Source organism: Agathobacter sp., assembly GCF_977054825.1.
Window position 1 is genome coordinate 54,152 of sequence record NZ_CDRTEH010000012.1, and the last position, 13,948, is coordinate 68,099.

Genomic DNA, 13,948 nt, shown 5'->3' on the forward strand with positions numbered 1-13,948 from the left:
TCTCTCCTATTGCTATTGCGTTACGTTCTCACCCTGCTGTGAGCATCGACTATTGCTTTGTGCTTTGCGCTCCTCGAAGCCCCGCAGCTCCTTTATTGCCTGTCCGCCCATCAGATAGAGAATACCTGTATTGAATATAGTCATAAGACCGATTCCCACATCTCCCAGATCCCAGACAAATGTGTATGCCGCGATACCGCCTATAAACAGCATAACAAGAGCCAGCACCTTGTACAGTGTCTGTGAAATCCAATTGTCACCAAACAGGTATGCAACATTGCTCCTTGCATAAAAAAGTATACCGAGGAAGGTGGAAAAGCTGAATAAAAACAATGTGACTGCTATAAAAATAACTCCAAAATCTCCAAGATGATACCTCATAGCCGACTGTAATAAATCCATGCCCTCTTTGCCTGATACTATATTCTCCGGTACTGTGAGCATGATCATTGCCGTACAGCTGCAGATCACTATCGTATCTATGAATACACCGAGCGCCTGCGTCAGTCCTGCCTTTACAGGAGTATCGCACTCTGCCGCCGCTGCAGCACATGGAGCTGAGCCTGAGCCTGCCTCATTTGAAAAAAGGCCTCTCTTTACACCGTTCATGAGCACTGCTCCAAAGCCTCCCGCAGCCACCTGCCTGATACCAAAGGCTTCCTCAAATATCCTTGAAAAAACTGATGGCATCATGCCTATATTTTTTATGATAATAAAAATGGTTATGGCAAAATAGCACACCGCCATGATAGGAACAACTATGTCGAGTACCTTTACCGTAGCATTTTTTCTGAGCACTATTACAGCAGCCACTGCCACCAGAATTATTGTAGTATAAATAGGTGGTATGCCAAATGCATTTTCAAAGGATGAGGTGACAGAATTGCTTATAACCTGGCTGATACCGCACCAGCAGATCAGTCCCGATATGGCAAACAAAACAGCTATAGCTACATGTTTTTTCTTTTTGCCTGATTTGTCCTCACAGTAGTGGTGTATGTAATATGCCGGACCTCCACGGTAGCCTGAGTACAAAGGATCCGGCTCCTTGTGAAGCTGTGCCAGTGTAGCCTCCACAAAAGCCGTAGATGAACCGATAATGGCTGTTATCCACATCCAGAAAACCGCACCTGCGCCTCCCACGGATATGGCAGCCACAACACCAACCAGATTACCCATGCCTACTCTCGTCGCCGTAGAGACAATGAGCGTCTGGAACGTGGACAGGCTGTCCTTGTTTTCCTTTTTACCGGTCAGTGCCTTTATCATGTCCGGAAACATTCTGATTGGTAAAAGCCTTGTCCTTACAGTAAAATAAATTCCTGTCGGAATCAAAAGAATTATGAGAAGAGAGATTCCCACGCTCCCACCACCGGGCAGTGGAATGTGTATCAGATCTCCCCACAAAAAAGAATAAATTTTCTCAATAAGTGCTACTATCATAGTAAATATCGTCCCCTTAGTTTTCATTGCTTCAACGCATTGAAGATGAAGCCAGTATTACTATGATACAATATGAACCGGAAACTTTCAATATGTTCTGTTTTTTTGGTCTGTTTTTCTTTTACAAACAGTAATACAAAATAAGTATCTTGCATATGAGATTATAATTTCTTATAATAATATTGTTGAATATTCAAAAGATATACGCTCTGGGAGATAAATAATGATAAAACTAATAGCAACAGATATAGACGGAACACTTGTAAAGGACGGCACTCTGCTCATAGATCCTGAGTACATGTCTGTCATCGACAGACTCATAGATAAAGGAATAATATTTGTAGTCTGCTCCGGCAGACAGTTTTCAAGCGAGCTGAAGCTGTTTGCTCCGATAAAGCACAAGCTTTTGTATATAACAGACGGAGGAACTGTCGTTCGCACTCCAAAGGAAATCCTAAAAACCTATCCTATGGACGAGGATATATGGAAGAACATGTGCCGGATGGTGCGCGATGAGCTGCCGGCATGCGATTACTTTGCCGCCACGCCGGATTTCTGCTATGCAGAGGATGGTGGCAGCCCTGTTTTCCACCTGCTCCGTGATTCATACGGTTTTGAAATGCGCGAGGTTGATGACATCACAAGGCTTGACAGAAATGATATCATCAAATTCACGGTCTTTCATCCCGACAAATGCGAAGAGCTGTGTACACCGGTTTTCATTCCGGCATGGAATAAAAAAGCACACCTGGCAGCCGCCGGAAAGGAATGGGTAGACTGCAACGCAAAGGGTGTAAGCAAATGGACTGCTCTCTCATATCTCATAGACAGATTCGACCTGCTTCCCGACGAGGTATGCTGCTTCGGTGACAATCTGAATGATATTGAGATGCTTCAAAATGCAGGAATAAGCTATGCCGTATCAAACGCCCGCCAGGAGGTTATCGCAGCCGCAAAACACACCTGTGCGCCTTACTGGGAAAACGGAGTTCTTAATGTTTTAAAGTCATTTTTATAATTTTTAAAATTTTTTTAAAAAAGTACTTGCATTTTTGTAAAACCCTGTGTATAATATCATTTGTCCGTGTGACACAGATATTCACACAGATGTTTGCGCCTCTAGCTCATTTGGTAGAGCACCTGACTCTTAATCAGGGTGTGCAGGGTTCGAGCCCCTGGAGGCGCATTTTTTGTACCCAAATTAATTTACCAACACTTTAAAGGAGTCGGATTTAATCCGGCTCCTTTTTACATATTTACATATCTTTTGTTTATATACATCTGTTTTATTTTTTATGTGATTTATCATCCAAAGCAGCTTCAATCGCATCAATCACAATCCTAAGTGCCTTGATTCTCGCATATTTCTTGTCGTTTGACTCAAGCACATGCCATGGCGCATAAGTGGTATTGGTTTTCTTTAGCATCTCATTCACAGCACCCTCATACAGATCCCACTTTTCTCTGTTTCTCCAGTCCTCGTCGGTAATCTTCCATTGCTTTTCCGGAGTATTCTGGCGTTCCTCAAATCTTGCCAGCTGTGTATCCTTATCAATCTGCACCCAGAACTTTATGATGACAGCTCCCCAGTCTGATAGCTCCTTTTCAAATTCATTAATCTCGTTATAGGCACGCTGCCATTCATTCTCGCTGCAAAAGCCCTCGAGTCTTTCTACCATCACCCTGCCATACCATGTACGGTCAAAAATAGCTATATGCCCTGTCTTAGGAAGACGGTTCCAAAATCTCCACAGATAGTGTCTGGCCTTCTCGTTGGGCAGCGGGCTTGCAATCGGATGCACCTCAAAGCCTCTCGGATCCAGTGCCTCTGTGATTCTCTTTATATTTCCACCCTTTCCGGCTGCATCCCAGCCCTCATATGCTATGACAACAGGAATCTTTCGCCTGTAGAGCTTGTTATGCAGCTCGCTAAGCTTAGACTGCAGATTTTTGAGCTCCTTTTTGTATTCCTCCTCAGATAGCTCCTTGTCAAGCGATATCTCAGAAAGCTTTGGAAGCTTCTCAAGCGGAAACACATTCTGTAACAGCGGCACAGCAAGATTGCTGTTTTTAAGTGCAGTCTCAATTCCGCTAACAAGCGTCTCAAGCACCTGAAGCTCAGCCCATTTTCTATTCTTTGCATCAACTATATACCATGGATCTGCAGGTGCATTTGTGTCATTCAGATATCTGTCAAACACCTGCAGACACTTGTCATAATGCTTATTCTGCCAGTCTTCACCTCCACTGACACGCCATCTGGTATCCTCATCCTGTTTTAATACCTCGATACGCTTTTTTTGTTCCTTTCTGCTGATTTGGAAGAAAAACTTCATAACAAGGTAACCATTGTCAGTCAGCTGACGCTCGAAGCGCTTCACACTCTCTATTTTCTTTTTATACTCCTTCTCTCCCATATCATCATGCAAAATACCATTTACTACCTCATCCATCCAGCCGGAATCAAGAAACTCAAGCTTGCCCTTTGCCGGAATCTTTACAAAATATCTATATAAAAAAGGCTTGCGCTTTTCCTCCTCTGTCGGCTCGTCCATGGTTGCCACCTTGAAAAATCGCGGATCAATATTCTTGATTACCTTACCGAGCACGCTGCCCTTTCCTGCAGTGCCCCAGCCCTCAAACAGTACAAGCACAGGCAGTCCATGCTCCTTAATCTGCATCTGTAAAACAGACATTCTTGAGCGTGCTGCACGCAGTCTTTCATCAAGCTCTTCCTCCTCCGGAATCTGTGGTTTAATCCAGTTTTCTAACATGTAATTACCTCCCAAATATAAAATTTCAGTCAAAAAATCGCTATACCCTTATATTAGTATAGCGATTTTCAAGCTAAAATACAATCTTTGCACTATATTTTCAGCTGTCTGCTTCTCCAATATTCGTCATTTTAAAGCCCTCTCCGTGCACCTCATGTGACTCAACAACCACAATAAAGGAGTCCGGATCTGCATCTTTTACGGATTTACGCACCTGGTACATTTCCTTACTGTTGCATGCACACATTACCACCTGGATATCGTCCTGCTTATATCCTCCCTGTGCCTTAAGAATAGTGCTTCCGCGCTGACTGCATTCATCAATCACATCACATATTCTCTTTCCGTTCTTTGTGACGATAAAGGCTACTTTGCCTGAATTCATACCGTATATCATTTTATCAATGACAACCGCAGACAATATATTCACTATCATGCCGTAAATCATTCCGTCAATATCTCTAAACAAAAATCCTCCCACCAGAATAATTCCGACATCAGTAAGAAAAGAGATATTTCCCATCGACAAATGAGGCCTCAATGCCTTTACAGCCATGATGATAAAATCAGCTCCTCCTGTTGACGAATTTCTTGTATAAATCATGGCATACCCTATTCCACAAAAGACACCTGTGCACAATGCCGCAAGCAGTCTGTCGCCCTGGTACACCGGAAATAACGGCGCAACATAGTCAACAATAAACGAAGACAAAAGCATGCAGCGGATTGAGCTTACAAAGAATTTCCTTCCCAATAATTTGCAGCATAGTATCGCAACCGGAATATTAAGCAGCACCGTTGATAAACCAATGGAAATATTAAACAGCCTGTATAAAATAATCGAAATACCTGAAAAGCCTGTCATAGGAAACTCTGCCTGCAACGCAAAGTTATATATACCAATTGCATAAAAGATGCTTCCTGCAAGCTCCCACATAATCTGTACCAATAATTCTTTTTTCTTATTCATATTGCATCTATCCTCCAAAATAAATAAGCGCCCGGAAACAAATCTTACAGTGTAAATTACTGCACCTACGATTTGCTCCCAGACGCTTTAACCACTCATCCGGTGAAGAGTGAACGTTTTCTGATGTATACAATTATTATATTTGAGATGTTAATTTAAGTCAAGCGGGAATCTGCAATCGGAACATGGTATTCCTTTTGAATTAAGACACACTCTACGATAAACTAATCATCCACTTGCGCCTCTTAAAAATAACAAGCGATACAACCAGCCTGAATATTTCTTCCGTGGTAAGTAATGTATACACACCAACGATGCCCCACTTAAATACATACGCTGCAAGCAGACACAGTGGGATTCCGATGCACCATGTGCCGACAATATCAATCACCATAATGATTTTTGTATTGCCGCCACTTCTTATAATTCCGCCGCCAAGTATCATATTTTCCACCTTGATTGGTGCATATAGGGCAAATACAATAAGCAGTATCTTTCCAAGCTCTTTTACGCTGCCATCTACACGATACAGCCCTGTATATACTCCTGCCAGAAGAATGAGCAATGTCGATACGGCTACCGCACCGGCTAAGCCTGCATACATTATCTTCTTCGATTCTGTGTAAGCCTCATCGTATTCTTTCCTGCCAAGTCTCTTGCCGACCATCACACCTGCAGCCGCCGACAAACCGCTAAGCGCTCCTACGATAAGCCCCTGTATCGGGCAGGTAAGTGTGTACGCTGCCAGATTTGATGTGCCCAGATGACCATAGACGGCAGACTCCACATTTTGTCCGAGGCTCCACAAAAACTCACTGATTAGAATCGGCATAATCATGACCAGATAGTCCTTTATAGTAATTTTACGGAAATGCAATGACCATACCGGTTTATCTCCATCCTTCCTGATACATAAAGCAAATCCGATGACAATAACTACAAGATTAAATAACTGCGAAATAAGTGTTGCAATCGCAGCTCCCTTTATTCCCATACACGGCAATCCCAATTTTCCAAATATCATCAGATAATTAAGACCTGTGTTTACAGCAACTGCCCCAAAGCTTGCCAAAAACGGTATCGTGGCATGCTCCTTACAGCGCAGCCATGAGGATAAAATATTACTGACTGCCATTGGAATATAGGAAAACGCTACAATCCTGAAATATACCGCGCCGGTATTTACAATACTCACATCCTTTGTATACAAACCGAGAATCCACGACGGAAAAACTCCTGCTGCAAACAGAAATAATGCTGATATCATAATTCCACAAATGAGACTGACATCAAAGCTGCACCATGCCTCTTTTGTATCCTCCGCACCGATAAACTGTGCGATCAATATCCCCGCAACCGTGCTCACAGCACCGATTACCACTGAAAAAATGAGAGAAAAATTTCCACATAATCCAACTGCCGATATATTAGTCTCTCCCAGCTGCCCTATCATAATCTGGTCTACAATTGAAAATGATGCCTGCAGCATGCTTTGCAATGTAACAGGAATTGCTATTTTACACAATGATTTCATAAACTTTGACATTATAATTTCCTCGTACTTTCTCTTTTTATTAACTCAACCGGCAACACAATTTCTGTCTCACATTCCGCACCATCGCGCATTGCCTCAAGACACTTAATTGCAGTTTTTGCCCTAAGAGGCGCCTCCTGATGAATCGTTGTAAGCGCAGGATTACTTTCCCTGCTTGCCAGATTGTCATCAAAACCTATTATCTGGATATCCTTTGGAATTTGTATGCCTTTTCCCTGCAAAAACCGCATAAACTCAAGTGCATAAAAATCCGATACTGCAAAAACAGCGGTAACATTGCTTTTTATCAGCTCACTATATTTCTCCTCATAAAAGCACGTTCTTTCCTTTTCCGTCTTTGGTATTTCCCACCTTAATGTTTCCCCTGCTCCAAAGGCTTTGCTAAAGCCCTCGATGCGCTCTTTATCCATGCAGATGAAATTGTCCGCTATGCACAATGCTTTTTTATGTCCCAGCTCCTTTAAATATTTCCCCGCCTGATAACCGCCATCATAATGATTGATGACCAGATTGACCACCTTGGAGCATTTTTCAAAATAACCGTCATACACTACAAACGATATCCTCATCTGGTTTCTCAGCTTCTCATAATCGGCTTCACAAAAGCCCATCAGAATCAGCCCATCCATATTCCACATAGATGCAAACACCGGAATCTCACTGATGTCAGATGTCGTTTTTATCATCAGAAAATATCCTTTTTCATTTACCTCATGGGAAAGTGCATTAAGCGATGACATCACAAATCCATCCTCTAAAACCCTGCCTTCATACTTTTCATTGTCATTCACCACCACACCGATGATTCTTGAATTATTTCTGGCAAGCAGAATGCCCGCCATATTTGGGATATACCCTGAGCGTTCAAGCTCCTGCTGGACACGTTTTACCGTTTCATCCGAAATCTTTTCTGTTTTGCCGTGAATCACTTTTGAGACAGTTGCCGTACTAAGACCAAGTGCATCTGCAACATCTGCAATCCGAACCCTGTTTAGTGCCATATCAATCTCCCTTTTTTCTTATCTTCTGATTATATGGTACAACAGAAATGTGGATTTTACAAAGGTTAAGCGCGTAACCCATCACAAAATCTGCATTTGTTTTTTGTGATATTTGCACAACAAAAGGACCATGTATCTCTACATGATCCTTGCATCAACAGTTTTTTATTTAGATTTGTAAACTTTCAGCATATTTGAGAACCTTCGGTTTGAACTATTCGGAAATTCCGTATAGTTGAATCTTCCTCAAGCTCTGAGTCGGAATAAATCTTCTTAATATGCTCATTGATTGGTTAAGTATTCCGCTGCGCTGGAGCGGATTGTTATTTCGTCTTTTTCTTTTTCAACTAGGATGCCTCTTTTATAAACTGAAATGCAATTTTGCTATTGTATCTAGCTGCTCTGCTATTTCTGTAAATGGTAAATTCAAATCCAGTGTCCTGACAGTAATCTGGTTACCACTCATCTGATATACATTATTTGGATATATTTCTTCATCAGTCTTCGCATACAAAAGCATTCCTGAAACTGTATGATCCTTCTCTCTCAATTCGTATTCCTTATTCTTCACATAAGTAAAAATCTGATAAAGATTAGCCGAGTGAAGTGTATGCTTGTTAAACTGTACCTGCATACTATGCTCATAGTACTTAGCATCAATGATAAGAACTCTATCCCCACGCTGGAGCATAATGTCGCTCTGCATCACTGGAAGCATAGCGTTTTCTTCGTTATCCAGCTGCCATGGAATCTGTGATGCATTCGCAGCTATCTGGTTTTTGAATTCTTTCCTGTAATATTCCAAGATAAACTTCTCATATAATCTACACATTCTCTGCTCATCCAGAAAGTCCATCAACTTTTTGCTTCCATCTGATTGTGTTTGCAGCAGCCCCTTTACTACTAGATAGCATATCGAGATTAGCATACGATAAGTCTGATTGTTCCGATTGTACTGAACATTCCAATTTACCGTATGCAAGTCAATGAAATCAACTTCACCGAAATATATCATTAACTTTCTTAGATTCTTCTTACGCTTCTTTGATATATTTGAACACAGGAGAAGTTCAACTGTAGATTTTATAATCTGGTTCATTGTGCTGTTAACAGAGAACTCATCGTATGTACAGATTAGCTGTTTCCGCAGCATTGACTGTGTCTTGATTGACTCTGCAATATCAATCTTTCCTCGCAGAGAAGAAAGTGCTTCCGTCTGCGGAATATATTCTTTACCTAGTCCTCGCTTTAGCTGATTCGCGATACCTTTTTCTAAGATAGCCGCCATCAGCTCAGCAGTATTATCAAATTGTTCTGTGGCTATATTCCTATAGCCCTGCTCATTCAATATCTGAAAAGCATATGACAGCATATAATAAATGTTTTGTATAGGTATCACTTAATCGCGCTCCTTAGATTTTCACTCCAATCTTTCACCTTCATAGGTTCATCAAACCAGTATTCTTTCAATAGCGGTATCAGTTCATATTCCAAAACACCATAAAGCCAATCATCGTTGATTGTATCTGGCTGTAAATTACAGAAATAACTGTGTCCGATGCAGAATCCTTCACCTAAAGATTCATCAGAAGCAATCACTCCGTTCAAATTCTCTACACAGCTAATCAGCTTGTTGAACTTCTCATTGTCTAATGCCATGCGATACTCTCGGAACCCCGGCGTCTCGAACCCTGGCTTGATATCAAAGAAAGCAAATCTTCTACGAAGTGCATAATCCAACATAGCAAGGCTTCTGTCTGCGGTATTCATCATACCAATGATATAGACATTCTCCGGAACCGCAAATTTTTCATCGGAATACAGAAGCTGCAACGCATTTCCGCGTTTATCGTTTTCAATCAGCATAAACAGCTCACCGAAGATCTTACTCAAATTACCGCGATTGATTTCATCAATGATAAAGAAATACTCATTATCACTATCTATCTCGGCCTTCTTACAGAAGTTATAGAATGCTCCCTTCTTCAGTTCAAACCCTGTAGAAGATGGGCGAAACCCCATAATGAAGTCTTCATATGAATAACTCTGGTGAAACTGCACCATCATCACACGCTCTATATCTTTTACACCCATCATGGAATAAGCCAGACGCTTGGCAGCATATGTTTTTCCCACCCCTGGAGCTCCCTGCAAAATAATGTTTTTCTTGTTTCTAAGCAAACCAACTAATCTGGAATAGTCTTCTTCAAACATATAGACATCATCCAAGAAATTTTCTGCTGTGTACTCTGGATAGGTAAGTTCCTGCTCGTCGTCAACCATATCATCGTCTTCAAATAAGTCTTTGATTTCCTGCACAAAATCACTATATGGAGTAATATCAGTCAATGTTTTCTGCGGTGCCTGATGGTTAATTGTCCAATTTCCCTTATTGATCCAGTTAACTTTTCTGACATTTGAATACTCGTCTGTACGATCAGCATCATATTCGTAGTCAGACTCAACTATTCCTTTACCAAGAATGCCATTGTTTCCTTTCTTCGCAAATACAATGTCGCCAACCTTGATATCATGGACAAACTGCCATGTGGCATGAGCTGAATTCTTATAAGAGCTGCTATCGCCATATTCCTGCTTCATCTGCTGTTTCATTTCATCTTTAGAACTGAATATTCCAAGATCTCCAATCTCACCCCAGCCCAGCAACATATAACCGTTCTTATAACACTCTTCCCATTTATCAGCGTTTTGTCCCGGAGCATAAATCCAGTAATGAATAGTATCGACATCACTATCTGCAAGAGCATCACTATCATTCGTTTTCTTACTCTTTGCATCAGAGACCCCTTTTTTGAAAATATCCGATGCCATCTCAGCTGTTAACTCCACTGACTTGCCTGCTTCCGTAAGTGTCCACACACCTCTTACGCTCTTATCGATGTATCCTGCTCCGACAAGATAATTTCTTGCAAAAGCAACTTCATTTTCAAATTTGTTAACTTTCGTTTTGCCTCTTGTTTCGTTTATCACATCATCCGACAGGTGTTCGTTTTCAATGATTTTTTTTCTTGCCTCTACCGGTGTCGCAGAGCCTCCCAGATCACGTAGTGCCTGTAATAATGGCATAAACCATTTGAGAAATTCTGCTTTAGAAGTCTTTTTTCCTTTTTCAATAGACTTCTCTTGATTTACTTTCTCAGATATAACCCATGCCATATAAGATAAATCTGGGAAGCTCTTGTATTCATATTGCCCCGCTTCCAGAACTTTTTTACACAGATCCTTTATTTCAAGATAATCTGCTGCATATGGAACTTTCTTCAATTTCTTCTCAGCGGCTACAACAAATTCGCCCGGCATATTCTGAGCATTAGATATAAACCATCGATTTCTGGAATCCAAGTTGATAAATGTATAAGGGCGAATCCAATAAAGAGCCATCGTAATATTCCAGCGAATACAAAGCTGATCATGTACCTTGTCATAAGCATTGGAAAATTTCTCACGATTATCTTCTGTGTCATTATCAGCCAATGCAAGAGCTACCTCAAACAAGCTCCACAGGTTATCAATATCATTTGCTTTTCTATCATCTTTAAATCCATAGAATGTCGCTTTCAGATTATTGAGAACCGGAATTCCATCAAAATTGCTCGGCACCGTTGCAGAAATTTCGAACTCTGACGCAATCCCATTAAGAATAGCGATTCTATTAGCATTTGTGATTCCTTTGTTAAATGTACCAAAGATGGTGAACGGATCAATATCAATAATCTCATCGCCACTTTCAAGTTTCGGAACACTAATTCCAGTTGCGTCATACACCGCATATATTTTCTGAATAAGAGTCTTTCTATCGGTCTTGAAATGAAGAAGCTTAGTAGCAAACTCTGTGTAAAAATCTATCCAATCATATTGCATTTAAAGAAGTACCTCCTTATGCATTATTTCATCTAACGTTTCTGCATCATGCCTGAAAGTTGCAATCCGTAACACAATCTCAAAATCGTTTGAACTGTTGTAAGCATTCATCTCAAATGAATATTCTTGTGCAGCCACCTGACTCGATGCTTTGTACATCATTTGAGTATAAAAAATGAGCTTTTCCAAAAGATTTCCATTACCTGAAAAAATCCGGAAATACACCACTTTCAGTTCATTATTTATCTTATCATGACATTGAGACCACTGTCTCATTCTGTGTATCATTGTCTAAACTTAGTATAAACTTTTTTTCTATAATCGGCAACTTAAATTCTATGGATTTCAGCCACTGACCATTATGTTATACTGATTGTATAAGAAATTCAAGCATAATTATGTACACAACCAAAGATGGCTTAACCAAGATAGAAACTACCTTTTATGAAGATACTGTATGGCTGTCCATAGACCAGATAGCAGAGCTGTTTCAACGTGACCGCAGTGTTATCGGAAAACATGCATGTAACATTTTCAAAAAGTGGGAATTAGATAAAAATTCAGTGTGGGCAAAATTTGCCTACACTGCCACAGATGGCCAAAAATACAATGTAGATTGCTATAACCTTGACGTCATTATCTCCGTCGGCTACCGTGTAAAATCCCTTCATGGTACACAATTCCGTATCTAGGCTATGGGAATATTAAAAGAATATATGAAAAAGGGATTTGCATTAAACGATGACCAATTGAAATTTTCCGTACAATTGCTATTTCTCTTCAAAAATTTTTTTCCGCAAAAGGTAAAGCACATGCCACATGTTATAATTACTGATATTACAAAAGAAAGCACAAAGTTATATATACATCCAATACCTGTTAACGAAATAAAATACTGACATAATATAACATTCATGGCTGAAGTGATGATAAAAACCGTAATAATAAAGCCTTTGTATTTCATTAACTTTTCTATGAAGGATTGTTGACTAAATAGGTAATACCCTATCAAATATACTCCATGGTATGTTACAATCTTTTTTGCATAAATTACTTAACACTCTATTCTTTCTGTGATCAATTCCACCCAGGCAACCTCAAATCCAGCTTTCGCAGCGACATGCTGTGATGCAAGATTTGAAAAACTTGTCCCATAATATGGCACGATTTCTTTTTTGAGAATGTCAGCTTTAAGCATTGAAACAAGTCCTGTAGCAATATGTCTGCCCTCAAAATTCTTGTTTACATTGATCCCAATCTGCCAAAAAGATGGGCTGTCTGCACTGGCTCCTGCCATACCAACTATCTCATCATCTATAATCGCTGCAACTGCAAGCACATCCGGTGACTTTTCGCTAAAACAAAATGCTTCATCAAACCTGTCATCATCCTTAAATTGGAGAATTTCTTCCTGATTGTATTTTTTTATTTCAACACAATTTATTTCATGCACACAATTATCCTTTGGAATGAAAAACGGATGAGCTGTTTTCACTCTGTATCCATCTTTCTTTAAAATTTCATCCAGTTTTCTAAAATTTGAGGCATCCATAAACCAGTTCCCCGAATTGTTGAAAAACTGCTTCCTGCATACCTCAATAATGCTCTTTTTCCCTGTAAATATCAGCTTTCCATTTACAGCAATAACCTTTAAGACACAATCATCCGCTTCTTCAAACTGTCTCCTGCCTTCAAGCTTTTCATATTCTGTAAAATGATTTTTATCATCCTTTATATCCGAAACCTGACAGCAATAGTCAATTGTCAGCTGCTGATATAGTTTTTCTTTTATATAATCCATATCTAACACCTCTCACTACGATAAACCAATCATCCACTTGCATCTCTTAAAAATATGTTCATTACCTCATATTCATTCATGCACTATATCTCCGACTTTAATTGATTAAAAGCCTCATCAACAGATACAGAATCGTTCTTTTTTGCCTGTGCAAGCCCGGTCTGCATCATCGTATCAAATTCAGCTTGTGTTATAGAATCTCTTGTAACAAGTTTATCCGGAATATCAAGTGAAAATGGTACTCCATCACGCATAATAACCTGTCTGTAAGTCATATCTATGAATACAGATACAGAAATTCCAAGTCTGTCAAGAATTGCCTCTGCCTGGTTTAATAGTTCTTTTTCCTGCCAGGCACAGAAAATCTGCAAGTCTTCCGGGAAAACCTTTATCTAAAAAAAAAATACAATATTAACATGAATATCATGAATATAATATTGGAGGCTGTGAATATTCCCAAATACTTCCCTCTCAGATTCCTGTTTTCTTTTGCAATATATTTGAAACTTATCAGGCTTGCCA

General features: G+C 40.0%; 12 protein-coding genes and 1 tRNA gene. 3 read left to right on the top strand and 10 right to left on the bottom strand.

From position 1 onward, the window contains the following. Nucleotides 1–12 precede the first annotated feature (12 nt). The gene (locus ACW6PM_RS10050; RefSeq protein ID WP_448755206.1) at nt 13–1,443 is read right to left on the bottom strand and encodes an alanine/glycine:cation symporter family protein; all 1,431 of its coding nucleotides are present in this window, start codon (nt 1,441–1,443) and stop codon (nt 13–15) included. Between the two features lie 223 nt (nt 1,444–1,666). Here ACW6PM_RS10050 and ACW6PM_RS10055 point away from each other — a divergent pair, with 223 nt between their 5' ends. After that, nucleotides 1,667–2,461 carry a Cof-type HAD-IIB family hydrolase gene (locus ACW6PM_RS10055; RefSeq protein WP_456057076.1) on the top strand — a complete coding sequence of 265 codons (795 nt, stop codon included), beginning with the start codon at nt 1,667–1,669 and terminating at the stop codon, nt 2,459–2,461. Nucleotides 2,462–2,556: 95 nt separating this feature from the next. After that, nucleotides 2,557–2,629, top strand: a tRNA-Lys gene (locus ACW6PM_RS10060). A gap of 100 nt (nt 2,630–2,729) precedes the next feature. Here the strand turns inward: ACW6PM_RS10060 and pap are convergent. The 7 genes from pap to ACW6PM_RS10095 form a co-directional block, all read right to left on the bottom strand. Further along, the gene (gene pap / locus ACW6PM_RS10065; RefSeq protein WP_456057077.1) at nt 2,730–4,217 is read right to left on the bottom strand and encodes a polyphosphate:AMP phosphotransferase; all 1,488 of its coding nucleotides are present in this window, start codon (nt 4,215–4,217) and stop codon (nt 2,730–2,732) included. Nucleotides 4,218–4,317: 100 nt separating this feature from the next. Next, nucleotides 4,318–5,187, bottom strand: a complete 870-nt coding sequence (locus ACW6PM_RS10070; protein ID WP_308651486.1) for a YitT family protein — start codon at nt 5,185–5,187, stop codon at nt 4,318–4,320. 214 nt (nt 5,188–5,401) lie between these two features. Next, complete coding sequence (locus ACW6PM_RS10075) at nt 5,402–6,733, bottom strand: MATE family efflux transporter (protein WP_456057078.1); 1,332 nt, start codon at nt 6,731–6,733, stop codon at nt 5,402–5,404. Then, nucleotides 6,733–7,743 (bottom strand): LacI family DNA-binding transcriptional regulator, encoded by a 1,011-nt coding sequence (locus tag ACW6PM_RS10080; RefSeq protein ID WP_456057079.1) that lies wholly within the window; start codon nt 7,741–7,743, stop codon nt 6,733–6,735. The genes ACW6PM_RS10075 and ACW6PM_RS10080 overlap by 1 nt, the downstream gene beginning before the upstream one ends. A gap of 361 nt (nt 7,744–8,104) precedes the next feature. Continuing rightward, complete coding sequence (mcrC, locus tag ACW6PM_RS10085) at nt 8,105–9,142, bottom strand: 5-methylcytosine-specific restriction endonuclease system specificity protein McrC (RefSeq protein ID WP_456057080.1); 1,038 nt, start codon at nt 9,140–9,142, stop codon at nt 8,105–8,107. Beyond that, the gene (locus tag ACW6PM_RS10090; protein ID WP_456057081.1) at nt 9,139–11,625 is read right to left on the bottom strand and encodes an AAA family ATPase; all 2,487 of its coding nucleotides are present in this window, start codon (nt 11,623–11,625) and stop codon (nt 9,139–9,141) included. Before ACW6PM_RS10090 ends, mcrC begins: the two co-directional genes overlap by 4 nt. After that, complete coding sequence (locus tag ACW6PM_RS10095) at nt 11,626–11,901, bottom strand: hypothetical protein (RefSeq protein ID WP_456057082.1); 276 nt, start codon at nt 11,899–11,901, stop codon at nt 11,626–11,628. A gap of 122 nt (nt 11,902–12,023) precedes the next feature. Between ACW6PM_RS10095 and rhuM the strand changes: the two genes are divergently transcribed. Further along, nucleotides 12,024–12,317, top strand: coding sequence for a RhuM family protein (rhuM, locus tag ACW6PM_RS10100; RefSeq protein ID WP_456057083.1), 294 nt, complete (start codon nt 12,024–12,026; stop codon nt 12,315–12,317). A 362-nt stretch (nt 12,318–12,679) separates the two neighbouring features. On the opposite strand, the gene ACW6PM_RS10105 is transcribed toward rhuM, so the two are convergent. Together ACW6PM_RS10105 and ACW6PM_RS10110 are read right to left on the bottom strand one after the other, a co-directional pair. Further along, nucleotides 12,680–13,426, bottom strand: coding sequence for a GNAT family N-acetyltransferase (locus tag ACW6PM_RS10105; protein ID WP_456057084.1), 747 nt, complete (start codon nt 13,424–13,426; stop codon nt 12,680–12,682). A gap of 83 nt (nt 13,427–13,509) precedes the next feature. Then, a complete protein-coding gene (locus ACW6PM_RS10110; protein WP_456057085.1) occupies nt 13,510–13,797 on the bottom strand; it encodes a type II toxin-antitoxin system RelB/DinJ family antitoxin in 288 nt (95 codons plus the stop codon). Nucleotides 13,798–13,948 lie beyond the last annotated feature (151 nt).